Annotated in this window: 20 protein-coding genes; 16 read left to right on the top strand and 4 right to left on the bottom strand. The window is 62.1% G+C overall.

The features are described 5' to 3' along the window. The first annotated feature begins 6 nt into the window (after positions 1 to 6). The 3 genes from aceE to lpdA all read left to right on the top strand — a co-directional run bounded on the left by aceE (position 7) and on the right by lpdA (position 6,498). Positions 7 to 2,703 carry a pyruvate dehydrogenase (acetyl-transferring), homodimeric type gene (gene aceE / locus P0D80_RS08480; RefSeq protein WP_132373818.1) on the top strand — a complete coding sequence of 899 codons (2,697 nt, stop codon included), beginning with the start codon at positions 7 to 9 and terminating at the stop codon, positions 2,701 to 2,703. Positions 2,704 to 2,789: 86 nt separating this feature from the next. Further along, complete coding sequence (gene aceF, locus P0D80_RS08475; RefSeq protein ID WP_408282751.1) at positions 2,790 to 4,439, top strand: dihydrolipoyllysine-residue acetyltransferase; 1,650 nt, start codon at positions 2,790 to 2,792, stop codon at positions 4,437 to 4,439. A 262-nt stretch (positions 4,440 to 4,701) separates the two neighbouring features. Beyond that, the gene (lpdA, locus tag P0D80_RS08470) at positions 4,702 to 6,498 is read left to right on the top strand and encodes a dihydrolipoyl dehydrogenase (protein WP_408175846.1); all 1,797 of its coding nucleotides are present in this window, start codon (positions 4,702 to 4,704) and stop codon (positions 6,496 to 6,498) included. Positions 6,499 to 6,856: 358 nt separating this feature from the next. On the opposite strand, the gene P0D80_RS08465 is transcribed toward lpdA, so the two are convergent. Further along, entirely contained in the window at positions 6,857 to 7,429 is a 573-nt protein-coding gene (locus tag P0D80_RS08465; RefSeq protein WP_095418901.1) for a phasin family protein, read from the bottom strand. Positions 7,430 to 8,201: 772 nt separating this feature from the next. On the opposite strand from P0D80_RS08465, the gene pbpG reads away from it, so the two are divergent. After that, positions 8,202 to 9,386, top strand: coding sequence for a D-alanyl-D-alanine endopeptidase (pbpG, locus tag P0D80_RS08460; protein WP_408175847.1), 1,185 nt, complete (start codon positions 8,202 to 8,204; stop codon positions 9,384 to 9,386). A gap of 102 nt (positions 9,387 to 9,488) precedes the next feature. Here the strand turns inward: pbpG and P0D80_RS08455 are convergent, their stop codons facing one another. After that, positions 9,489 to 10,295, bottom strand: a complete 807-nt coding sequence (locus tag P0D80_RS08455) for an IclR family transcriptional regulator (RefSeq protein WP_132373822.1) — start codon at positions 10,293 to 10,295, stop codon at positions 9,489 to 9,491. 178 nt (positions 10,296 to 10,473) lie between these two features. On the opposite strand from P0D80_RS08455, the gene P0D80_RS08450 reads away from it, so the two are divergent. Next, positions 10,474 to 11,196 carry a (Fe-S)-binding protein gene (locus P0D80_RS08450; protein ID WP_408175848.1) on the top strand — a complete coding sequence of 241 codons (723 nt, stop codon included), beginning with the start codon at positions 10,474 to 10,476 and terminating at the stop codon, positions 11,194 to 11,196. Positions 11,197 to 11,285: 89 nt separating this feature from the next. Beyond that, positions 11,286 to 12,701 carry a lactate utilization protein B gene (locus P0D80_RS08445; protein WP_408282749.1) on the top strand — a complete coding sequence of 472 codons (1,416 nt, stop codon included), beginning with the start codon at positions 11,286 to 11,288 and terminating at the stop codon, positions 12,699 to 12,701. Between the two features lie 216 nt (positions 12,702 to 12,917). On the opposite strand, the gene P0D80_RS08440 is transcribed toward P0D80_RS08445, so the two are convergent. Beyond that, on the bottom strand, positions 12,918 to 13,475 hold the full coding sequence (locus tag P0D80_RS08440; protein WP_408282746.1) for a hypothetical protein: 558 nt from the start codon (positions 13,473 to 13,475) through the stop codon (positions 12,918 to 12,920). Between the two features lie 268 nt (positions 13,476 to 13,743). Here P0D80_RS08440 and P0D80_RS08435 point away from each other — a divergent pair, with 268 nt between their 5' ends. The 10 genes from P0D80_RS08435 (at position 13,744) to iscX (ending at position 20,965) form a co-directional block, all read left to right on the top strand. Next, positions 13,744 to 13,983 carry a hypothetical protein gene (locus P0D80_RS08435; RefSeq protein ID WP_132373826.1) on the top strand — a complete coding sequence of 80 codons (240 nt, stop codon included), beginning with the start codon at positions 13,744 to 13,746 and terminating at the stop codon, positions 13,981 to 13,983. 162 nt (positions 13,984 to 14,145) lie between these two features. Continuing rightward, complete coding sequence (locus tag P0D80_RS08430) at positions 14,146 to 14,643, top strand: low molecular weight protein-tyrosine-phosphatase (RefSeq protein ID WP_132373827.1); 498 nt, start codon at positions 14,146 to 14,148, stop codon at positions 14,641 to 14,643. 133 nt (positions 14,644 to 14,776) lie between these two features. Further along, positions 14,777 to 15,307, top strand: a complete 531-nt coding sequence (iscR, locus tag P0D80_RS08425; protein ID WP_094783140.1) for a Fe-S cluster assembly transcriptional regulator IscR — start codon at positions 14,777 to 14,779, stop codon at positions 15,305 to 15,307. A gap of 75 nt (positions 15,308 to 15,382) precedes the next feature. Further along, positions 15,383 to 16,606: an IscS subfamily cysteine desulfurase gene (locus tag P0D80_RS08420; RefSeq protein ID WP_132373828.1), complete on the top strand. Its 1,224-nt coding sequence runs from the start codon at positions 15,383 to 15,385 to the stop codon at positions 16,604 to 16,606. A 73-nt stretch (positions 16,607 to 16,679) separates the two neighbouring features. Next, positions 16,680 to 17,093, top strand: a complete 414-nt coding sequence (gene iscU / locus P0D80_RS08415; RefSeq protein ID WP_028199493.1) for a Fe-S cluster assembly scaffold IscU — start codon at positions 16,680 to 16,682, stop codon at positions 17,091 to 17,093. 167 nt (positions 17,094 to 17,260) lie between these two features. Further along, positions 17,261 to 17,584 (top strand): iron-sulfur cluster assembly protein IscA, encoded by a 324-nt coding sequence (iscA, locus tag P0D80_RS08410; protein ID WP_012433565.1) that lies wholly within the window; start codon positions 17,261 to 17,263, stop codon positions 17,582 to 17,584. A gap of 149 nt (positions 17,585 to 17,733) precedes the next feature. Then, the gene (hscB, locus tag P0D80_RS08405) at positions 17,734 to 18,261 is read left to right on the top strand and encodes a Fe-S protein assembly co-chaperone HscB (RefSeq protein WP_408282742.1); all 528 of its coding nucleotides are present in this window, start codon (positions 17,734 to 17,736) and stop codon (positions 18,259 to 18,261) included. A 127-nt stretch (positions 18,262 to 18,388) separates the two neighbouring features. Then, entirely contained in the window at positions 18,389 to 20,260 is a 1,872-nt protein-coding gene (hscA, locus tag P0D80_RS08400) for a Fe-S protein assembly chaperone HscA (RefSeq protein WP_408282739.1), read from the top strand. Positions 20,261 to 20,410: 150 nt separating this feature from the next. Next, complete coding sequence (gene fdx, locus P0D80_RS08395) at positions 20,411 to 20,752, top strand: ISC system 2Fe-2S type ferredoxin (RefSeq protein ID WP_097389705.1); 342 nt, start codon at positions 20,411 to 20,413, stop codon at positions 20,750 to 20,752. A 15-nt stretch (positions 20,753 to 20,767) separates the two neighbouring features. Beyond that, the gene (gene iscX / locus P0D80_RS08390) at positions 20,768 to 20,965 is read left to right on the top strand and encodes a Fe-S cluster assembly protein IscX (protein WP_007181290.1); all 198 of its coding nucleotides are present in this window, start codon (positions 20,768 to 20,770) and stop codon (positions 20,963 to 20,965) included. A 127-nt stretch (positions 20,966 to 21,092) separates the two neighbouring features. On the opposite strand, the gene P0D80_RS08385 is transcribed toward iscX, so the two are convergent. Further along, the gene (locus P0D80_RS08385; RefSeq protein ID WP_408282738.1) at positions 21,093 to 21,866 is read right to left on the bottom strand and encodes a glycine zipper 2TM domain-containing protein; all 774 of its coding nucleotides are present in this window, start codon (positions 21,864 to 21,866) and stop codon (positions 21,093 to 21,095) included. Between the last annotated feature and the right edge of the window lie 166 nt (positions 21,867 to 22,032).

Below are 22,032 nucleotides of genomic sequence, written 5' to 3'. Positions count from 1 at the left end.
ACGAGCATGTCCGCTGTACCCGACGAAGTCATGAAATATGTCGCTGCTGAAAAAGACGACGATCCCCAGGAAACCGGCGAATGGCTTGAAGCGCTGGATGGCGTGATTTCTGCTGTGGGCCCAGATCGCGCTCACTACCTGATCGAGAAACAGATTGAATTCGCCCGCGTGCACGGCGAACATTTGCCGTTCTCGGCCAACACGCCTTACATCAATACGATCCCGGTTTCGCGTCAGGCGAAGATCCCCGGCGATCAGGACATCGAACACCGTATCCGCTCGTACACGCGCTGGAACGCCATCGCGATGGTGCTGCGCGCCGGCAAGGACACCAACGTCGGCGGCCACATCGCCTCGTTCGCTTCCGCCGCCACGCTGTACGACGTCGGCTACAACCACTTCTGGCACGCGCCGTCGGCCGAACATGGCGGCGATCTCGTGTTCGTGCAGGGCCACTCGTCGCCGGGCGTCTACTCGCGCGCGTTCCTGCTGGGCCGTCTGACCGAGAACCAGCTCGACAACTTCCGTCAGGAAGTGGGCGGCGAGGGCATCTCGTCGTACCCGCACCCGTGGCTGATGCCGGACTTCTGGCAATTCCCGACCGTCTCGATGGGTCTCGGCCCGATCATGGCGATCTATCAGGCGCGCTTCATGAAGTACATGCAGGCGCGTGGCATTGCGAAGACCGACGGCCGCAAGGTCTGGGCCTTCCTCGGCGACGGCGAAACGGATGAGCCGGAATCGCTCGGTGCGATCGGCATGGCCGGCCGCGAACGGCTCGACAACCTCGTGTTCGTGATCAACTGCAACCTGCAGCGCCTCGACGGTCCGGTGCGCGGTAACGGCAAGATCATCCAGGAACTGGAAAGCGAATTCCGCGGCGCCGGCTGGAACGTCATCAAGGTCATCTGGGGCAGCCGCTGGGACGCGCTGTTCCAACGCGACAAGTCGGGCGCGCTGATGCGCCGCATGATGGATGTGGTCGACGGCGAGTACCAGACGTACAAGTCGGAGTCGGGCGCGTATGTGCGCGAACACTTCTTCAACACGCCGGAACTGAAGGCGCTGGTCGCCGAATGGTCCGACGAGGAAATCTGGAATCTGAACCGCGGCGGCCACGATCCGCACAAGATCTACGCAGCGTTCCAGGAAGCGTCGAATTCGCAGGGCCAGCCGACCGTCATCCTCGCGAAGACGATCAAGGGCTACGGCATGGGCGAAGCCGGCCAGGCGATGAACATCACCCACCAGCAGAAGAAGCTGCACGTGGATCAGCTGAAGAAATTCCGCGACCAGTTCCGCCTGCCGATCGCCGACGAAGACCTCGTCAACGTGCCGTACCTCAAGTTCGAAGAAGGTTCGAAGGAACTGGAGTACATGCGTGCTCGCCGTCAGGACCTCGGTGGCTATCTGCCGGCGCGTCGCCAGAAGGCCGAGTCGCTGCCGGTGCCGGAACTGTCGGCATTCGAGCCGCTGTTGAAGGGCACGGGCGAAGGCCGCGAGATCTCCACGACCATGGCGTTCGTGCGGATCCTGAACATCCTGCTGAAAGACAAGGCGCTGGGCAAGCGCATCGTGCCGATCGTGCCGGACGAGTCGCGTACCTTCGGTATGGAAGGTTTGTTCCGCCAGATCGGTATCTGGAATCAGGAAGGCCAGAAGTACGTGCCGGAAGATTCCGACCAGTTGATGTTCTACCGTGAGTCGGAAACCGGTCAGATTCTGCAGGAGGGCATCAACGAGGCCGGTGGTATGGCCGACTGGATCGCAGCCGCGACGTCTTACTCGACGCACGGCGAGATCATGATTCCGTTCTACATCTTCTACTCGATGTTCGGCTTCCAGCGCATTGGCGATCTGGCATGGGCGGCGGGCGACATGCGTTCGCGCGGCTTCCTGCTGGGTGGCACGGCCGGCCGCACGACGCTGAACGGCGAAGGCCTGCAACACGAAGACGGTCACTCGCTGCTGTGGGCAGCTTCGGTGCCGAACTGCATCAGCTACGATCCGACGTTCGGTTACGAACTCGCGGTCATCATGCAGGACGGCCTGCGCCGCATGGTCGCGGATCAGGAAGACGTGTACTACTACGTCACGGTGATGAACGAGAACTACGAGCACCCGGCGATTCCGCAGGGCGAATCTGTAGCGGCCGACATCATCAAGGGCATGTACTCGTTCCGTAAGGCCGAAGCCGACAAGAAGGCGCCGCGCGTGCAGCTGATGGGCGCGGGCACGATCTTCAACGAAGTGATCGCCGCCGCCGATCTGCTGAAGAACGACTGGGGTGTCGCCGCCGATCTGTGGAGCGTGCCGAGCTTCACCGAACTGGCTCGCGAAGGCCACGAAGTGCAGCGCTGGAACCTGCTGCACCCTACCGAAGAAAAGAAGCTCTCGCACGTCGAGAAGCTGCTCAAGGACGCACAAGGTCCGGTCATCGCCTCGACCGACTATGTGCGCGCGCTGACCGAACAGATCCGCGCGTTCGTGCCGCAGAAGTTCGTCGTGCTGGGCACGGATGGATACGGCCGTTCGGACACGCGCGAAAAGCTGCGCCACTTCTTCGAAGTCGACCGCTACTGGGTCACGGTTGCCGCGTTGAATGCACTCGCAGATGAAGGCACGATCGAACGCAAGGTAGTCGCCGAGGCGCTCAAGAAGTACAACCTTGATCCCGCCAAACCCAACCCGATGACCGTCTAAGGCATCATTCCCCGTGTGCCATGGCGTGCGCGCCCGCCCCTGATCGCCAGGGGCAGGCCGCGTGCGCGGCCCAGGAGACACTAACAATGAGTCAAGCGATCGAAGTCAAGGTGCCGGACATCGGCGATTACAAGGACATTCCTGTGATCGAGGTGCTGGTGAAGGCGGGTGACACCGTCGAAAAAGAGCAATCGCTCGTTACGCTGGAATCCGACAAGGCGACCATGGACGTGCCGAGCTCGGCCGCCGGCGTCGTCAAGGAAGTGAAGGTCAAGGTCGGCGACAACGTGTCGGAAGGTTCGCTGATCGTCGTGCTGGAAGGTGCGGAAGGCGGCGCGGCCGCACCGGCTCCGGCGCCTGCCGCCGCACCGGCTCCGGCACCTTCGGCCGCACCCGCGGCCGCGCCGGCGCCTGCCGCCAGCGGTGGCGGTGGTCTGCAGGAAGTCAAAGTGCCGGATATCGGCGACTACAAAGACATTCCCGTGATCGAAGTCGCGGTGAAGGTCGGCGATCGCGTCGAGAAAGAGCAGTCGCTGGTGACGCTCGAATCCGATAAGGCGACCATGGACGTGCCGAGCTCGGCTGCCGGCATCGTCAAGGAACTGAAGGTCAAGGTCGGCGATACCGTGTCGGAAGGCTCGGTGATCGTGGTCGTGGAAGCGGAAGGTGGCGCGGCTGCGCCGGCTCCGGCTCCTAGGCAGGAGGTCGAGAAGCCGTCCGACGCACCGGCTGCACCGTCGCCGGCTCCGGCGGCTCCGTCGGCGCTCGCTCAGGCACCGGTGATTCCGGCCGGCGAAGGCGGCGCGCGCCATGCGAGCCATGCATCGCCGTCCGTGCGCAAGTTCGCGCGCGAACTCGGCGTCGACGTGACGCAGGTGCAGGGCACGGGTCCGAAGGGCCGCATTACGCAAGCCGACGTGACTGCCTTCATCAAGGGCGTCATGACCGGCCAGCGTGCCGCGCCGGCTGGCGCTGCTGCACCGGCTGCCGCGGGTGGCGGCGAGTTGAATCTGCTGCCGTGGCCAAAGGTCGACTTCACGAAGTTCGGTCCGATCGATCCGAAACCGCTGTCGCGTATCAAGAAAATTTCGGGCGCGAATCTGCATCGCAACTGGGTCATGATTCCGCACGTCACGAACAACGACGAAGCGGATATCACCGATCTCGAAGCGCTGCGCGTGCAGTTGAACAAGGAAAACGAAAAGGCCGGTGTGAAGATCACCATGCTGGCTTTCGTGATCAAGGCCGTGGTTTCCGCCCTGAAGCAGTTCCCGACGTTCAATGCCAGCCTCGACGGCGATAACCTGGTGTTCAAGCAGTACTTCCATATCGGCTTTGCGGCTGATACGCCGAACGGTCTGGTCGTTCCTGTCATTCGCGATGCGGATAAGAAAGGTTTGATCGAGATCGCCAAGGAAATGGCCGAGCTGTCGAAGGCTGCGCGCGATGGCAAGCTCAAGCCGGATCAGATGCAAGGTGGGTGCTTCTCGATTTCTTCTTTGGGTGGCATTGGTGGCACGAACTTCACGCCGATTATCAATGCGCCTGAAGTCGCCATTCTCGGGTTGTCGCGTGGCGCGATGAAGCCGGTTTGGGATGGCAAGCAGTTTGTGCCGCGTTTGATCTTGCCGCTTTCTTTGTCGTATGACCATCGTGTGATTGATGGTGCTGCGGCGGCGCGGTTCAATGCGTATCTTGGGGCGCTTCTTGCCGATTTCCGGCGTGTGATTCTTTGATGTGGTGATTGGGTTGCGCGGGGCGCGGGTTTTTTGTTTGGTATCCGCGTCTCTCGTTGAACTTGCATTCATGTCGGTCTATTAGTGTTGCCCCTGTGCGGGGCGGCACCTACTTTTCTTTGTCTTCCAAAGAAAAGTAGGCAAAAGAAAGGCGCGTCCTTGGGCGGACAGCAAAGGCTGATTCTGTCCAGGACGTCGCCAGCCTTCAGGCCGAAGTGAAGTGCGTTCGTCTCATCACGATCAATAAGAGAAGGGGACACTAATGAGTCTCGTCGAAGTAAAAGTGCCGGATATCGGTGACTTCAAGGATGTCGATGTCATCGAAGTCAATATCAAAGCGGGCGACGTCATCGAGAACGAACAGGCGCTGATGACGCTCGAGTCCGATAAGGCCTCCATCGAAGTGCCGAGCGATACCGCCGGCACGGTCAAGGAAGTCCGCGTCAAAGCCGGCGACAAAGTCTCGCAAGGCACGGTGATCGCGCTCGTCGAAACATCGGCGGACGCGGCTCCCGCGAAAGATGCGCCGAAGGCTCCGGCCAAGGAACCTGAGAAAGCGCCCGCTCAAGCGGAAGCAAAACCGCAGGCGGCGGCTCCGGCCAAGGCGGCTGCGCCCGCTCCGCAAGCGGGTAGCTTCTCCGGCAACGCGGATATCGAGTGCGACATGCTCGTGCTCGGTTCGGGCCCCGGCGGCTATTCGGCGGCGTTCCGTTCTGCTGACCTGGGTATGAAGACGGTGTTGGTCGAACGTTACTCGACGCTCGGCGGCGTGTGTCTGAACGTCGGCTGTATTCCGTCGAAGGCGCTGTTGCACACAGCGCTGGTGATCGACGAAGCCGAAGCGCTCGGCTCGCACGGCATCACGTTCGGCAAGCCGCAAATCGATCTCGACAAGCTGCGCGACTTCAAGTCGGGCGTCGTCAAGAAGCTCACCGGCGGTCTCGCCGGCATGGCGAAGATGCGCAAGGTCGAAGTCGTGACGGGCACGGGTTCGTTCGTCGATCCGCATCATATGGAAGTGCAGGTCGAGGGCGGCAAGAAGGTCGTCAAGTTCAAGCAGGCGATCATCGCCGCGGGCTCGGAAGCGGTAAAGCTGCCGTTCATTCCCGAAGATCCGCGTGTGGTCGATTCGACCGGCGCGCTCGAACTGCGGCAGATTCCGCAACGCATGCTGGTGGTCGGCGGCGGCATCATCGGGCTGGAAATGGCCACGGTGTACGCGACGCTCGGCGCGCAGATCGACGTGGTCGAAATGCTCGACGGCCTGATGGCCGGCGCGGACCGCGATCTGGTCAAGGTCTGGGAGAAGTACAACAGCAAGCGTTTCGCCAACGTCATGCTGAAGACCAAGACCACGGCGGCCGAAGCGAAAGACGACGGCATCTATGTGTCGTTCGAAGGCGAGAAGGCCCCGGCCGAAGCGCAACGCTACGACCTCGTGCTGGTTGCCGTCGGCCGTTCGCCGAACGGCAAGAAGATCGGAGCGGACAAGGCAGGCGTCGCGGTGACGGATCGCGGCTTCATCGACGTGGACAAGCAGATGCGCACCAACGTGCCGCACATCTTCGCGATCGGCGATATCGTCGGTCAGCCGATGCTGGCGCACAAAGCCGTGCATGAAGCTCACGTCGCCGCCGAAGTCGCACACGGCGAAAAGGCATACTTCGACGCGCTGCAGATTCCGTCGGTGGCTTACACCGATCCGGAAGTGGCCTGGGCCGGCAAGACGGAAGATCAGTTGAAGGCCGAAGGCATCAAGTACGGCAAGGCGGTGTTCCCGTGGGCCGCTTCGGGCCGCGCAATCGCCAACGGCCGCGACGAAGGCTTCACCAAGCTGCTGTTCGACGAGGAAACGCATCGCGTGATCGGCGGAGGGATTGTCGGTCTGAACGCGGGCGACCTGATCAGCGAAGTCTGTCTCGCGGTCGAAATGGGTGCGGACGCAACGGATATCGGCAAGACGATTCACCCGCATCCGACGCTCGGCGAATCGATCGGCATGGCCGCCGAGTTGTACGAAGGCGTCTGTACCGACCTGCCGCCGCAGAAAAAGAAGTAGGGCGATTCGGTCCGTCTGCATTCGTGCAGGCGGATTCGATGATGCAAATAAAAACGGCGCGCCCCGCAAAGGGCGCGCCGTTTTTTTCTTTGGGCAGCAGAGTGGGGCGGTTGCCGCGCGACGACGGCATCACCAATACATGCTGAACGACTCAGGCGACGGCGAAAAAGCGTCGGGTAAAAAAATCCCGGCCTTTCGCCGGGCAAACGATACGCCGTTCAACGTATCGGAGCGTTCGGCCAATTAACACCGTGTGAGCGGCAACGACACGACGCTGTTGCTTGCGGTAACGCCGGCACAGCGTTCGAGCTGTGCCGGCGTTGGGTGATGCCTGCAGAGTGATGCTTGAGACTGAAGCTTAGACTGCCTTCTTGGCCGAGCGCGATGCTTGGGCGGCGGCTTGCGAAGCTGCCTTCGATGCGGCCGTTGCAGCTGCATTGAAGTTGCTTTCAGCGATTTCGACAGCTTGCTTCGTTGCCTTGTGAACCGTTTCGTACGTGGTGTTAGCGGCGGTGATAGCCGACTTCATCACGGCGACAGCGGTTTCCGAACCAGCCGGTGCATTCTTGGCGACGTTTTCGACGAGCGATTGGACCTTGCGGTTTTGCTCTTCGAATTGCGCTTCCGCGACGCGGGTGAATTCACCTTGCGTTGCCGAAACGATCTCATACACGTGGCGACCGTACGACAACGCCTTTTCAGCCACCGGCTGTGCAAGGCTTGCTTGCAGAGCCAGCAATTCTTGCGCGTCCTTGACCGACAGGGCGCGTTGAGCATTTTCCTGGCTTTCCGCGAGCGTCGATTTCACGACTTGCAGGTTCAGCTCAACCAGCTTTTCGACGCCTTCGAATGCTTTGGTCGTCAGGCCGAACAACGTTTCAAAGTTGGCTTTCTGGGCTGCGGCGAATTGCTCAGGGGTCAGCAGAGTCATGGTTTACGCTCCTGGATCGCGGTCTGTCTGTGCGGACCGCATTGGGTGAATGGTGAGACACATGGTGCGTCCCGCCGGACCGCGATGTATTGTGCATCGCAGCAATGGTTCCCATTTTAGGATGGTTACAAAGAATGTCAAGCGCTTTTTGTGCGTCGCACAATATTAAGAAACTACTGATAAAACATAGTGTTATGCGATCGGCATAACATCCTTATGACGCAGGTCGATTTAACCGCCGCACCGCGCCGGTGCCTAATCATGCTGTATTTATTACTGAATTGTAAGGTCAATTTGACCGACAAACGCGGGCTAAGTGGGGACGCTAACATCCGGCAATTGTTAAAAAAGTCTTCGGCGGTCGATTTGGTGTAAACCGGAAAGTGTCACGGAACGTTAATGCTTCATGCTGGTCGAATGCGCGTTGCAGTCTGCAGCAGGCGTTTAACAACCTCGCTGCAGCGACTGCTGCCGCGTGCTGTTGCACTGGCAGTTTGACCGCCCGTGCTCTGACCGTATTTCCCCTGATCAAGGTTGTCTCGAAATTGCCGTTATGCTGGAAGAATCACCTCGATTCCGGCGTATGGCGGCAGCGGCGAGGCGTAACGTGCCGGCGATCGTTTTTTTCGATCGATGCACGGCACTTATTCGTGTTTTTGCGATCGGAGCTTACAAGCCGGTTTAAGGAGCGCGTATAAGTGCTTCAAATTGCTAATTTTTCGTTGTTTTACTACACTTGCGGAAACCTCTCGCCGCTCCCTACCGAACACCCATGAAAACCGACATGTTTTCGTCGCTAAAAGTGATCCACGGCGCGGCCCGCAGCACCGCTCTGTCGGTGGCCGCCTCCATGGTCATCGCGGCGGCGTTCGCCACGCCCGTGAGCGCTTTTGCCGCCACGCCCGATGCACCTGCAAAAACCTCCAAACACGCCAAAGCGGCCAAGAAGCCGGCTGCCGCTCCTGAAAAGGTGTCGGGCAAGGCCTCGAAAGCGACCAAAGGCGCGGCCGCAAAAACCGTAGCCGCTGACGACGACGCGCCGCGCGCGGGCGTCAAGCGCAAGCGCGTGACGTACACGTCGAACGGCCGTCACCACTCGGTGGTGCGCCGCATCGCGTACGAACCGCGTCAGCCGAGCGTCGGCCAGGCTTTCGGTCTGCACGAAACGCCGGACGCGCTCATGCTGCGCTCGAGCGTCGCCTACGTGATCGATCAGAACTCGGGCGAGTCGCTGTTCGACAAGAACTCGCGCGCCGTGGTGCCGATCGCGTCGATCACCAAGCTGATGACCGCGATGGTGGTGCTCGACTCGAAAGAGCCGATGACCGACCAGATCGAAGTCACGGACGAAGACCGAGATTACGAAAAGAACACCGGCTCGCGTCTGTCGGTGGGCTCGGTGCTCTCGCGTGAAGACATGCTGCATATCGCGCTGATGGCATCGGAAAATCGCGCGGCCGCGGCGCTGTCGCGTTATTTCCCGGGCGGCCGTCCGGCGTTCCTCGCGGCCATGAACGCGAAGGCCAAGCAACTCGGCATGACCGACACGCACTTTGAAAACCCCACGGGTTTGACGAGCCAGAACGTGTCGAGCGCGCGCGACCTCGTGAAGATGGTCAACGCGGCGTATCAGTATCCGGTGATCCGCAGGTTCTCGACCGATCACAGCTACGAGGTGTACACCGGCAAGCGCTCGCTGGCGTACAACAGCACCAATGCGCTGGTGCGTAACCCGACGTGGGACATCGGTCTGCAAAAGACCGGCTTTATCAACGAAGCGGGTGAGTGCCTCGTGATGCAGGCGACCATTCACGGCCGTCCGATGATCATGGTGTTGCTCGACTCGTCGGGTAAGTACTCGCGGTTCGCGGACGCCACGCGTCTGCGCACGTGGCTGGATAACGGCGGCGGCGAGGCGCGGATTACTAGTGCGGACGCCAGCGGTCCGGGTACCTGAAGCGTTTGCTCGGTGGCCGGTTTCCGGACCGGCCGCATGAAAACAAAAAGCCTCGCAGTTGCGAGGCTTTTTTGTTTCTTGAGCGTAAGCCCAGCGCCGGGCTTACGCGTGATGGCTATGCGAATGGTCCTGCGCGGGTTGCGGCCGGTAGCCGAGCGACGCGGAGATCATCAGCGCCGTCTGGCTAAGCTGGCCGAGCCAGGAATCCTGCAACCGATCCGCCGGCGCCGACAGCGACAGACCGGCAACCAGTTTGCCGGTGTCGTCGTAAATGCCGGCGGCGATGCAGCGCACGCCGAGTTCCAGCTCTTCGTTATCGCGCGCGCAGGCTTGCTGGCGCACGTGCGAGAGTTCGCGCTCCAGTTTGGTCAGGTCGGTGATGCTGTTCTGCGTGTGGCCCGACAAGCCGGTGCGCGTGGCGTAGGCCCTCACGCGAGTGGATTCGTCGGCGGCGAGGAACAGCTTGCCTACCGAGGTCAGATGCAACGGCGCCCGTCCGCCGATCGCCCGCACCACCTGCATGCCGGAACGCTCGGAATAAGCACGTTCGATATAGACGATCTCGTCGCCCTGACGTACCGACAGATTCACCGTCTGGCCCGTCTGACGATGCAGTTCGCGCATCGGCGTGAGTGCCGCGTCGCGCACCGACAGGCGCGCCTTCACCAGATTGCCCAGTTCGAGCAGGCGCATGCCGAGACGGTAAGTGCCGGGATCCGACCGGTCGACCAGACGGCACATCACCATGTCGTTGAGGATGCGGTGCGCGGTGGACGGATGCAGCTCCGTGCGGATGGCGAGTTCTTTCAGGCTGACCGGGTCGCTATGCGCAGCGAGTGCGTCGAGCAAGCGCATCATGCGTTCGATCACCTGGATCGAAGTTTTGGGATCCGGGTTCGTATCGCTCATGGGAGGAATCGGTTGACGCGTCAAACAGCGGAAATTGATTGTATCCCGTATTGTGAAAAGAAGGAAAGCGATTGGAACGCCAATTCCAATTTCAGCGGCTTTCGTCCTATGCCTTCCGGCCGTTGGTATTGTGCGGCAAACAGCGGATAATCAGGGACGTTTTCCCGAAGGAGGGCTCATGCGAGTCGGATTGTTCGTTACCTGCCTGATCGACCTGATGCGTCCCGAGATCGGTTTTTCGGTCATCAAGCTGATCGAAGGCGCCGGATTCGAGGTGGTGGTGCCACCCGCCCAAACCTGTTGCGGTCAACCCGCGTACAACTCCGGGGAACGGCGCATCGCGCGCGATCTGGCCGAGAAAACCCTGCGCGAGTTCGAACAGTTCGATTACGTCGTGGTCCCGTCCGGTTCGTGCGGCGGCATGATCCGCGTGCATTACGGCGATCTCTTCGCCGATGATCCGGAACTGATGAACCGCTTCGGCCGGTTGCGCGCCAAGGTGTTCGAACTGACCGATTTCCTCGTGAACGTGGCCAAGGTGCAATTGCAGCCGGGCGAGTTCGCGGGTCAGGTCACGTACCACGATTCCTGCTCCGGGCTGCGTGAGCTCGGCGTGAAGGCGCAGCCGCGCGCTTTGCTGGCGCAGGTCGGCGTCACAGTGAACGAGATGAAGGATTGCGAGCATTGCTGCGGCTTCGGCGGCACCTTCGCGGTCAAGTACGGCGACATCTCCACGGCGATCGTCGACGAAAAGTGCGCGAATATCAGTGCAAGCGGCACCGGCACGGTGGTGCTCGGCGACCTCGGCTGCATGCTCAATATTGAAGGCCGTTTGCGGCGTACCGGCGACGCCACCACGCGCGTGCTGCACATCGCGCAGGTGCTGGCCGGCGACGTGTAGCGCTGATTTTCAGATACGCGCGCTTGACTCGTACTTCAGTCGCGCTTCGCCTGTTTTGCCCGCTTCGCTCGAATACGCATAAGGCCGCCATGCAAGTCCAATCGATGCAATTCAAGGCACGCGCCGGTCAGAAACTCGCCGACCAGCGTCTGCAGCAGAACCTCACCAAGCTGTCGACCAAGTTTGTGTCGGCCCGCGCCACGGCCATGACAGCGATTGATTTTCCCGCCACGCGCGCCGCGCTGAAGGAGCGCCGCAATCGCGCGCTGGAGAATCTCGACGTGTGGCTGGAAACCTTCGAGCGCGAAGCGGCCCGGCGCGGCGTGACGGTGCTGTTTGCCGAGACGACCCAGGAGGCCGCGCGGCTCGTCGGCGACATTGCGCGCCGGCACGAGGTGAAGAAGGTCATCAAGACCAAGTCGATGGTCACGGAAGAAATGCGCCTGAACGAAGTGCTCGGGCAGATGGGCGTGCAATCCATTGAAACCGATCTGGGCGAGTACATCCTGCAGATCAACGACAACGAGCCGCCGAGCCACATCATCGCCCCAGTCGTCCACAAGGATAAGGACGAGATCGCCGACCTGTTCGCGAAGACTCACAACCGGCCGCGCCTGACCGAAATTACCGACATGACGCGCGAAGCGCGCGAGATGCTGCGCCCGCATTTCATGACCGCGGACATGGGCGTGACCGGCGGCAATTTCGTGGTGGCGGAAACGGGCTCGGTCGTGCTGGTCACGAACGAGGGCAACGAAGGCATGTGCACCGTGATGCCGCGCGTGCATGTGGCGGTGACGGGCATCGAGAAGGTGCTGCCTACGCTCGAAGATCTGGCCACGGCGATGCGTCTTTTGCCGCGCTCAGCGACCGGGCAGACCACCTCGAACTATTTTTCCGTGTTGACGGGGCCGCGCGGCGAGGGCGACCAGGACGGTCCTGCGCATATGTATGTGGTGCTCGTCGACGGCGGGCGCACGGGGCTGATCGGCGGCGACTTCCAGGAAATGCTGAGGTGCATCCGCTGCGGCGCGTGCATGAACCATTGCCCGGTGTATCAGAAGGTGGGCGGCCACGCGTACGGCTGGGTCTATCCCGGCCCGATGGGTTCGGTGTTGACGCCGAGCTACGTCGGCATCGACAAGGCGCTGGATTTGCCGCAGGCCGCGACTTTGTGCGGCGAGTGCAACAGCGTGTGCCCGGTGGGCATTCCGCTATCCGATCTGTTGCGCAAGCTGCGCGAGAAGCAGGTGGAGCGCCATCTGCGGCCCTGGAAAGAGCGTGCCGGACTTGCCGTGTGGGGTTTTCTCGCGCTGCATCCGGATGCTTACGCGCTTTTCACGAAGCTGGCCGTGCGCGTGCTGGAACGCATGGGCGGAAGGAATCGGTCGATTGCCAAATTGCCGTTGGGCGGCGCGGGCTGGACCAATACGCGGGATATGCCCGCTCCGGTCGGTCGAACGTTCAGGGAGTTGTACGCGGCGCAGCGCAGTCATATCGGCTGAGCGGGCGTTCTGGGCGAAGCGCGCCGTCGTATTTTTAGAGGTTGGTGGCGTTGCGCGCGAGCCGGTGATTCCGGCGCCGCGCTATCTAAGTCATGGCCGTGCCGTTTGGCGGCTGTCTCCGTCTGCCGTTCAGGACGTTGCCGCAGAAAACGGAGCGCGGTATGCGTGCGTTGACAGATACGCATGCGAACCGCGCAACTATGCGACCAGCGGCGCTCAGTGGTCCGTCATCTGGCCAGGCTGTCGGCCCGGTGCCCCTCGCACGGGGGCGCCCCCATTATTGCCATTACCACGACCGCCGCCATTGCCCGCCTGCTGCGACGGCGGCGGCGGAGGCGGCGGGCTGGCAGCGCCCGGCCGGGGCGCATTCGATCCGCTCGGGCCACGCGGCCCGCCCACGCCGCCTTGAGGCGGCGGCCCGCCGTGCGAGCCGCCATTCGGCTGACCGTGCCAACCGCCGTTATCGCCGTGGTTGCCGTTGTTTCCATAGTTGCCGTTGTTCGGCCGGCCCCGGTTCGGATAGCCGCCGTAGCCCGGTCCGTAATAGCGGCCGGGTCCGTCGTAATAGCCGGGGCCAGAGTAGTTGCTGTAGCCCATGTAGACGTTGGTTTGTGGCACGACCGGCACGCCGGTGGCGTAGCCGTCGTAATCGTCATAGCCGCTGTAACCGCCGCCGTAGCCATTGCTGTACATCGGCGTGCCGTCCGGATAGACCGCGCAGCCGCCGAGCAGGGCGGCGACAGCGAGGCAGGCGATGGGTGCGAAGCGTTTCATGGTGATGGACCAGTGCGAGATTTTGTTTCTGTAAGACCGCTATTATCGTCATCCGTCACAAGAGCTTTGTATGTGTTTGTAAGGATTTCTTTCTTGTGCCATGACGAGCGTCGACGTCGTGCGCCGCAAAACGTGAATTCACTGTTCCATTCGGAGCAACGCTCTATCTCGCGCCAGTGGGTTTTTCCCGATTGCGAATTCCTATAGCATTTGCACTGGGCATAGTGGGTTGCAAACTCATCTGCCCCTAATCGGAAGAAACGACATCATGAAAAAGACAATATCGGTGTACTGGCCCCTCGCCATCGTTGTACCGCTCGCTGCGGCTGCTTATCTGCATATTTGCGGCGACGCTGCGTCGCGCGCCCCGCAGGCTCCGCTCGCGGCCGCTCAACTCACGGCTGAACTTGCACGTGCCGTCTCGTACGGCATGATCGACGACACCGCGACGCTGCCGGCCAAACCTATGCGCGCCGCTACGGCGATGCCGATCGCGGAAGCGTCGTAAGCAAAGGTTAAGCGCGAGCGGAATCGGTCGCAGCACCCGAACGCCACGCTCGCGGCCACGAGCGCGCCGGCTTCGGGCGAGATTCCGGCCAGCTTTGTATAATCGCGGCACCATTTGTTAACAGTCGTCCTACGCGCGTCGCGCGCCTGAAAAAGCCCCTTGATGAAAACCGTATCCATCTGCTTTGTCTGCCTAGGGAACATCTGCCGTTCTCCGACCGCGGAAGGTGTGATGCGCCATCTGGTCGGCGAGGCGAAGCTCACGGAGCGCATTCTGATCGACTCCGCCGGAACGGGTGACTGGCACATCGGCGAGCCGCCGGACGAGCGCGCGCAGCAGGCGGCCGGCCGGCGCGGCTATCAACTCGCCGCCTTGCGCGGCCGTCAGGTCGCTGTTGCGGATTTTGAGCGCTTCGACCTGCTCATTGCGATGGACGACAAAAACGTCGCCGCGCTGCGCCAGGTCTGCCCGCCGCAGCAACGCGACAAGATCCGTCTGCTGATGGAGTTTGTCCCCGAAGCGGACGCCCGCTGGAGCGGCGCCCGCGAAGTCGTCGACCCGTATTTCGGCGGCGCGGAAGGTTTCGAGCAGGTACTGGATCAGTGTGAAGCGGCCTGCCGTGGCCTGATTGCGGCATTACGTCCCCAATTGCTTGTGTAGAGTTTGGCGAGAGAGCGCGCCGGCTTATCCAACAATTAAGCAAATGACCCAAATCGCGGTAGGGATACTTGACTAAATCGCTCATGTATTTATACTTGACAAAACTTGTCGAGAATTGCGGTTCCCACACCATATGAGACTCACCACGAAAGGCCGTTTCGCCGTCACGGCGATGATTGACCTGGCACTGCGCCAGGAGCAGGGCCCGGTGACGCTTGCGGGTATCAGCCAGCGCCAACACATCTCCCTGTCGTACCTCGAGCAGCTATTTGGCAAGCTGCGTCGTCATGAAATCGTCGAGTCCGTGCGCGGACCGGGCGGCGGCTACAATCTGGCCCGCCGCGCTGAAGACGTGACCGTGGCCGACATCATCATCGCCGTCGACGAGCCGCTCGATGCCACCCAATGCGGCGGCAAGGGCTCTTGCGAGGGTACCAAACAGCACGACGGCCACTGCATGACGCATGAACTGTGGTCCACGCTGAACCAGAAAATGGTCGAGTACCTCGATTCGGTCTCGCTGAAAGATCTGGTGGACCAGCAGCGTTCGCGCGAAGGCGCGCCGGCCGTGCTGCGCGACAGGCGCAACGAAGCGCCGGCGGTCGAACCCGTCCGCGTGGCGCCGAAAGGGCCCAATTCCGTTTTCAACATGGCCGGTTCCTAGGCGCGGTATCGAGCAGTCACCGCAGCCTGATAAGAAACCCAGAAGCCAGAGCACATGACGTCCCCGGAGCAATTGATGAACAACGACACTCTCCATCTGCCCATCTACATGGACTACAGCGCGACGACGCCGATCGATCCGCGCGTGGTGGACAAGATGATTCCGTATCTGCGCGAGCAGTTCGGCAACCCCGCATCGCGCAGCCACTCGTATGGCTGGGCGGCGGAGCGCGCAGTCGAAGAAGCGCGTGAGAATGTCGCCGCGCTGGTGAACGCCGATCCGCGCGAAATCATCTGGACCTCGGGTGCCACGGAGTCGGACAACCTGGCCATCAAGGGCGCCGCGCACTTCTACAAGAGCAAGGGCAAGCACATCATCACGGTGAAGACCGAGCACAAGGCCGTGCTCGACACCTGCCGCGAACTCGAGCGCGAAGGCTTCGAAGTCACGTATCTGGACGTCAAGGACGACGGCTTGATCGACCTGGAAAAGCTCAAGGCCGCGCTGCGTCCGGACACGATTCTGGTGTCGGTCATGTCGGTGAACAACGAGATCGGCGTGATCCAGGACATCGAGGCGATCGGCGAGATCACTCGTGAAAAGGGCATCATTTTCCACGTCGACGCGGCGCAAGCCACCGGCAAGATCGCGATCGACCTGCAAAAGCTGAAGGTCGACCTGATGTCGTTCTCGGCGCACAAGACGTATGGCCCGAAGGGCATCGGCGCGCTGTACGTGCGCCGCAAGCCGCGTATCCGTATCGAAGCGCAGATGCACGGCGGCGGTCACGAGCGCGGCATGCGTTCGGGCACGCTGGCCACGCACCAGATCGTCGGCATGGGCGAAGCGTTCCGTCTCGCACGTGAAGAAATGGCGACGGAAAACGAACGCATCCGCATGCTGCGCGACCGTCTGCTGCGCGGCCTGTCGGAAATGGAAGAAGTGTATGTGAACGGCGACATGGAAAAGCGTGTGCCGCACAACCTGAACATCAGCTTCAATTTCGTCGAAGGCGAGTCGCTGATCATGGCGGTGAAGGACGTGGCGGTGTCGTCGGGCTCGGCCTGTACGTCGGCTTCGCTGGAACCGTCGTATGTGTTGCGCGCGTTGGGCCGTAACGACGAGCTGGCGCACAGCTCGATCCGCTTCACGGTGGGCCGCTTCACGACCGAGCAGGACGTCGATTACGTGATCAACCTGCTGAAGACCAAGATTTCGAAGCTGCGCGATTTGTCGCCGCTGTGGGAAATGCACAAGGACGGGATCGATATTTCGACCATCCAGTGGGCAGCGCACTGACGCGCCGGGTTTGGGACGATATCGAATTCATCGAATTGCAATTGCAGGTTGAAACGGATCAAGGAGTGTAATCATGGCTTATAGCGACAAGGTTCTGGACCATTACGAAAACCCGCGCAACGTCGGTTCCTTCGCGAAGGACGACGATGCGGTCGGTACCGGTATGGTCGGCGCGCCGGCATGCGGCGACGTGATGAAGCTGCAGATCCGCGTGGGCGCGGACGGCATCATCGAAGACGCGAAGTTCAAGACGTATGGCTGCGGTTCGGCGATTGCGTCGAGCTCGCTCGTCACCGAATGGGTGAAAGGCAAGACGCTCGATCAAGCCATGTCGATCAAGAACACGCAGATCGCCGAAGAACTGGCGCTGCCGCCGGTGAAGATCCACTGCTCGATCCTCGCGGAAGACGCGATTAAGGCAGCGGTCGCCGACTACAAGCAACGCCACGGTGAAGCCGTCGTCGAAGGCGACAAGCAACACGCTTAAGCGGTGATTGCGGCGCGGTTTCAGCGCGGTTTTCAGGTGAATCGAAACGGGCGGCGGCGCGAATTTGCAGCGGGCCGTCCGGTCCGGGCGATATTTGATGCAGGCAGGGTAGCAGCGCGTGAACAGGCAGAAGAATGACTGGCACGCACTGCGCAATGAGAAACGCTATGGCAATTACGTTGACCGAAAAGGCAGCACAGCACGTCCAGAAGTATCTGAACCGTCGCGGTAAGGGCGTCGGCTTGCGCGTCGGCGTGCGCACCACCGGTTGCTCCGGCTTGGCTTACAAGCTCGAGTACGTGGACGAACTCGCGCCCGAAGACGAAGTCTTCGAATGCAACGGCGTGAAGCTCATTGTCGACCCGAAGAGCCTCGCCTATATCGACGGCACCGAACTCGACTTCGCACGTGAAGGGCTGAACGAAGGCTTCAAGTTCAACAACCCGAACGTGAAGGACGAATGCGGTTGCGGCGAATCGTTCCGCGTGTAAATCCGGACATTCCGCGTGCAGCGGATCAAAGGCGGCGCGGGCCGCCTTTTTAGTTTCATCCGCGAATTCGCCTGTGCCGCTAGGCTCTGCCGAGCCGCGTTTTTAGACTGCACTCCGGTGCGCTTTCCTGAACGGACTCCTTTTATCCGATGGCCTCGCTGAACGACAGCCACTTCGACCTGTTCGATCTGCCGGCGCAATTCGCGCTCGACGCATCAGCGCTCGATCACGCCTACCGCACGGTGCAGGCGCAAGTGCATCCAGACCGCTTCGCGGCGGCCGGCGACGCGCAAAAGCGCATCGCGATGCAATGGGCGACGCGCACCAACGAGGCGTATCAGACGCTGCGCGATCCGTTGAAGCGCGCCACCTATCTGCTGCATCTGCGCGGCATCGACGTCGGCGCGGAGAACAATACGGCGATGGAGCCGGCGTTCCTGATGCAGCAGATGGAATGGCGTGAAGGCATCGAGGACGCGGCCGCGGCGAAGAACGTCGATGCGCTTGACGCCTTGCTGACCGAACTGCGCGACGAAGAGCGCGTGCGTTTCGACAAGCTCGGCGCCTTGCTCGACAGCGGCGCGAATCAGGCCGCGGGCGAGGCGGTGCGGCAGTTGATGTTCATCGAGCGGGTGGCGTCGGAAATCGGCACGCAGATCGAGCGGCTCGAGAACTAGCGAGCCCGAACGCGCCGTGCGTGTTGCGCCGCGCGCGAGCGCAGCGGCAACCGCGAGAATAGCCGTAGCATTACAACCAGCAACGCGAAAATTCAGGACGGGGCCGAGCGGCTCCGAGAAGATCCAGATGGCCCTACTGCAAATCTCCGAACCCGGCATGGCGCCGGCGCCCCACCAGCGGCGTCTGGCGGTCGGTATCGATCTCGGCACCACCAACTCCCTCGTTGCCGCCGTGCGCAGCGGCGTGCCCGATGTGCTCCCCGACGAAGACGGCCACGTGCTGCTGCCGTCGGTGGTGCGCTACCTGGAAAAGGGCGGCCGCCGTATCGGCCGCACGGCCAAGGCCGAGGCCGCAAGCGATCCGCGCAACACGATCGTCTCGGTCAAGCGCTTCATGGGCCGAGGCAAGGCGGAAGTGGAGGGCGCCGAAAACGCGCCGTACGATTTCATCGATGCACCCGGCATGGTGCAGATCCGCACCATCGACGGCGTGAAGAGCCCGGTCGAAGTGTCGGCCGAAATTCTCGCGACGCTGCGTCAGCGCGCCGAAGACTCGCTCGGCGACGAACTGGTCGGCGCGGTGATCACCGTGCCCGCTTACTTCGACGAAGCCCAGCGTCAGGCGACCAAGGACGCCGCGCGTCTGGCCGGCCTGAATGTGCTGCGCCTCCTGAACGAACCGACCGCGGCCGCGATTGCCTACGGCCTCGACAACGGTTCCGAGGGGCTGTACGCCGTGTACGACCTCGGCGGCGGCACCTTCGATCTGTCGATTCTCAAGCTCACCAAGGGCGTGTTCGAAGTGCTCGCGGCGGGCGGCGACTCCGCGCTCGGCGGCGACGATTTCGACCACGCGCTGTATCGCCATGTGCTGGAGCAAGCCGGCATCGCGCCGCAAACCCTCGCACCGGAAGACGTGCGCTTGCTGCTGGACAGCGTGCGCGTGGCCAAGGAGGCGTTGTCGGACGCGCCGAGTGCGAAGCTACAGGCCACGCTCTCGAACGGCGCTCAGATCGATCTGACGATCGACGAAGCCACTTTCGAGGCCATCACGCAGGCGCTGGTTCAGCGCACGCTCGGCCCGACCAAGAAGGCGCTGCGCGACGCCAAAGTCACGACGAAGGAAATCAAGGGCGTGGTGCTGGTCGGCGGCGCGACGCGCATGCCGGTGATCCGCCGCGCGGTCGAATCGCTCTTCGGCCAACCGCCGCTGATCAATCTCGACCCGGATCAGGTGGTCGCGCTCGGCGCGGCGATCCAGGCCGATCTGCTCGCGGGCAATCGCGGTGCGGACGGCGACGAGTGGCTTTTGCTCGACGTGATTCCGCTCTCGCTCGGCGTGGAGACGATGGGCGGTCTGACCGAGAAAATCATCCCGCGCAATTCGACGATTCCGGTCGCGCGCGCACAGGATTTCACGACTTTCAAGGATGGCCAGACGGCCATGGCGATCCACGTCGTGCAAGGCGAGCGCGAGCTCGTCAGCGACTGCCGCTCGCTCGCTCGCTTCGAGCTGCGTGGCATTCCGCCGATGGCTGCCGGCGCGGCGCGCATTCGCGTGACCTACCAGGTGGACGCCGACGGCCTGCTGTCCGTGTTCGCGCGCGAGCAGGGCTCGGGCGTGGAGGCGTCGGTGGTGGTCAAGCCGTCCTACGGTCTCGCCGACGACGACATCGCCCGAATGCTCGAAGACAGCTTCTCGACCGCTGAAGTCGACATGCGGGCTCGCGCGCTGCGCGAAGCGCAAGTCGAAGCGCGGCGACTCGTGGAGGCCACCGACGCCGCGCTCGCCGCCGACGCCGAACTGCTCGACGACAGCGAGCGCGCCGAGCTCGACACGCTGCTCGATGCATTACGCAACGTCGCGCAAAGCGAGGATGTCGACACGATCGAAGCCGCCACCAAAACCCTCGCCGAAGGCACTGACGAATTCGCCGCCCGCCGCATGAACAAGGGCATTCGCCGCGCGCTCGCCGGCCGCAAGCTCGACGAGATCTGAGCGCTGCGGTTGCGGCAGGGCGGGCCGCCCGGTCGGTCCGCCGCTAAGAATCGAATCGCGCCGCGTGGACTTAAAAAGTCCGCGCGGCGCCAGTAAAATGGTACGGAGCCTGTTTGCGGCCGCCGTGCCTCAGACCCAAACGGAAAATGTATGCCTCAAATCGTTGTGCTGCCTCACGTCGAACTGTGCCCGGAAGGCGCGGTGATCGATGCCGTGCCCGGCAAGAGCATCTGCGACAGCCTGCTCGAACACGGCATTGAAATCGAGCACGCGTGCGAGAAGTCGTGCGCGTGCACGACCTGCCACGTGATCGTGCGTGAGGGTTTCGCCGCCTTGACGCCATCGGAGGAAGACGAGGACGATCTGTTGGACAAGGCGTGGGGGCTCGAACCGGCCTCGCGTCTGTCGTGCCAGGCCATGGTGCCGGCGGAGCAGGATCTGGTTGTCGAAATCCCTCGCTACTCGATCAATCACGCGAAGGAAAACCACTAACAGGAGGATGCAGCCATGAAGTGGACCGATACGCAAGACATCGCGATGGCCCTGACTGACAAGCACCAGGACATCGATCCGCAACAGGTGCGCTTCACCGACTTGCACCGTTGGGTCACCGAGCTGGAAGGATTCGACGACGATCCTAACCGGTCGAACGAAAAGATCCTCGAGGCGATTCAGGCTGCATGGATTGAAGACGCGGATTATTGAGCGTCACTGAGTTTCCCGAAGCCAGTCAGCGATGTGCTCCACGCCGCTGCCGGCTGCGGCAAAGAAAAAGGCGACTCCAATGGAGTCGCCTTTTTTGCGTCTGGCGCAAATTCCGCCTGGTTACGCCCTAGCTTGCTACAAGCGTGCCGTTCTGAACCCGAACTCGCTGACCTTGCTGGAACGGCGGCGCTTCATGGTAGGTGAAGTAACGCGTCTTGCCGCTTTCCATCCGCACCCGTACCGAATACGACGTGGTGCTGCGGATATGTTTCTCGACCGAGTTGCCGGCAAGGCCGCCGCCGAGCGCGCCGAGAACGGTCATCGCGGTACGGCCGCCGCCGCTACCGAACTGGTTGCCGACCACGCCACCGGCCACCGCGCCGCCGACCGCGCCGATACCAGTGCCATGACCTTCCTGACGCACCGCCGAGATGGCCTCGACTACGCCACATGTCGAGCAGTAGGCTGGTTGCGCCGGCTGCTGCTGCTGCTGGGCATAGTTGGGCGCCGGCTGGGCCTGTTGCTGCTGCGCGTATTGCTGCTGCTGCGTGGGCGCAGGCGCCGGAGCGGGCGCAGGCTGCGGCTGTTGCGCGGCTTGCTGCTGGGCAGCCTGTTGCTGCGCGGCCTGCTGCTGTGCTGCCTGTTGCGCCGTCGGGTTGGCGGGCGTCGCCGAGTCGACCACGCCCTGCTGGTTAGCTTGCGTGGCGACTTGCGCCGATTGCGTCTGATCGTTTTGCGCGCCGTTGCTGGATGCCTTCGGGAACAGGCCCGTGACCGCCGCGGTGGCGACGAGGCTTGCGATGATCACCGCGCCGGCAGCGGTCGCGACGAGCGGGTGAATCCGGCGTTGTTGCGCAGGTTGCGCGGATTGCGTGGTGGGTTGCGTGTTCGGATTGTCCATTTTGGCCTCCGTTTTCAACAGGAGTCGACTTTTGGTAAGACAAAGTGTCTGGTAAATCGATTCCGTTAGGGTTTCAATTTGTAACGATTTCCGGGTAATCGCTGCGACGGCGTCGCGTTAAAGCCCGCGCGGCGCGGCGGGGCGCCGCTTCCGGCAAGCGCTCGCG

Origin of the sequence: Paraburkholderia sp. RL17-373-BIF-A, assembly GCF_046030175.1 — a bacterium.
In the GTDB taxonomy this organism is placed as follows: domain Bacteria; phylum Pseudomonadota; class Gammaproteobacteria; order Burkholderiales; family Burkholderiaceae; genus Paraburkholderia.
Note: the sequence above shows the minus strand (reverse complement) of the source record. Positions and strands in the feature narration are given on the sequence as shown.

What these genes read in the sequence shown, in the direction of transcription:
- aceE (WP_132373818.1), top strand. Translation starts at nt 7, where the DNA reads ATGTCCGCTGTACCCGACGAAGTCATGAAATATGTCGCTGCTGAAAAA.
- aceF (WP_408282751.1), top strand. Translation starts at nt 2,790, where the DNA reads ATGAGTCAAGCGATCGAAGTCAAGGTGCCGGACATCGGCGATTACAAG.
- lpdA (WP_408175846.1), top strand. Translation starts at nt 4,702, where the DNA reads ATGAGTCTCGTCGAAGTAAAAGTGCCGGATATCGGTGACTTCAAGGAT.
- P0D80_RS08465 (WP_095418901.1), bottom strand. Translation starts at nt 7,429, where the DNA reads ATGACTCTGCTGACCCCTGAGCAATTCGCCGCAGCCCAGAAAGCCAAC.
- pbpG (WP_408175847.1), top strand. Translation starts at nt 8,202, where the DNA reads ATGAAAACCGACATGTTTTCGTCGCTAAAAGTGATCCACGGCGCGGCC.
- P0D80_RS08455 (WP_132373822.1), bottom strand. Translation starts at nt 10,295, where the DNA reads ATGAGCGATACGAACCCGGATCCCAAAACTTCGATCCAGGTGATCGAA.
- P0D80_RS08450 (WP_408175848.1), top strand. Translation starts at nt 10,474, where the DNA reads ATGCGAGTCGGATTGTTCGTTACCTGCCTGATCGACCTGATGCGTCCC.
- P0D80_RS08445 (WP_408282749.1), top strand. Translation starts at nt 11,286, where the DNA reads ATGCAAGTCCAATCGATGCAATTCAAGGCACGCGCCGGTCAGAAACTC.
- P0D80_RS08440 (WP_408282746.1), bottom strand. Translation starts at nt 13,475, where the DNA reads ATGAAACGCTTCGCACCCATCGCCTGCCTCGCTGTCGCCGCCCTGCTC.
- P0D80_RS08435 (WP_132373826.1), top strand. Translation starts at nt 13,744, where the DNA reads ATGAAAAAGACAATATCGGTGTACTGGCCCCTCGCCATCGTTGTACCG.
- P0D80_RS08430 (WP_132373827.1), top strand. Translation starts at nt 14,146, where the DNA reads ATGAAAACCGTATCCATCTGCTTTGTCTGCCTAGGGAACATCTGCCGT.
- iscR (WP_094783140.1), top strand. Translation starts at nt 14,777, where the DNA reads ATGAGACTCACCACGAAAGGCCGTTTCGCCGTCACGGCGATGATTGAC.
- P0D80_RS08420 (WP_132373828.1), top strand. Translation starts at nt 15,383, where the DNA reads ATGAACAACGACACTCTCCATCTGCCCATCTACATGGACTACAGCGCG.
- iscU (WP_028199493.1), top strand. Translation starts at nt 16,680, where the DNA reads ATGGCTTATAGCGACAAGGTTCTGGACCATTACGAAAACCCGCGCAAC.
- iscA (WP_012433565.1), top strand. Translation starts at nt 17,261, where the DNA reads ATGGCAATTACGTTGACCGAAAAGGCAGCACAGCACGTCCAGAAGTAT.
- hscB (WP_408282742.1), top strand. Translation starts at nt 17,734, where the DNA reads ATGGCCTCGCTGAACGACAGCCACTTCGACCTGTTCGATCTGCCGGCG.
- hscA (WP_408282739.1), top strand. Translation starts at nt 18,389, where the DNA reads ATGGCCCTACTGCAAATCTCCGAACCCGGCATGGCGCCGGCGCCCCAC.
- fdx (WP_097389705.1), top strand. Translation starts at nt 20,411, where the DNA reads ATGCCTCAAATCGTTGTGCTGCCTCACGTCGAACTGTGCCCGGAAGGC.
- iscX (WP_007181290.1), top strand. Translation starts at nt 20,768, where the DNA reads ATGAAGTGGACCGATACGCAAGACATCGCGATGGCCCTGACTGACAAG.
- P0D80_RS08385 (WP_408282738.1), bottom strand. Translation starts at nt 21,866, where the DNA reads ATGGACAATCCGAACACGCAACCCACCACGCAATCCGCGCAACCTGCG.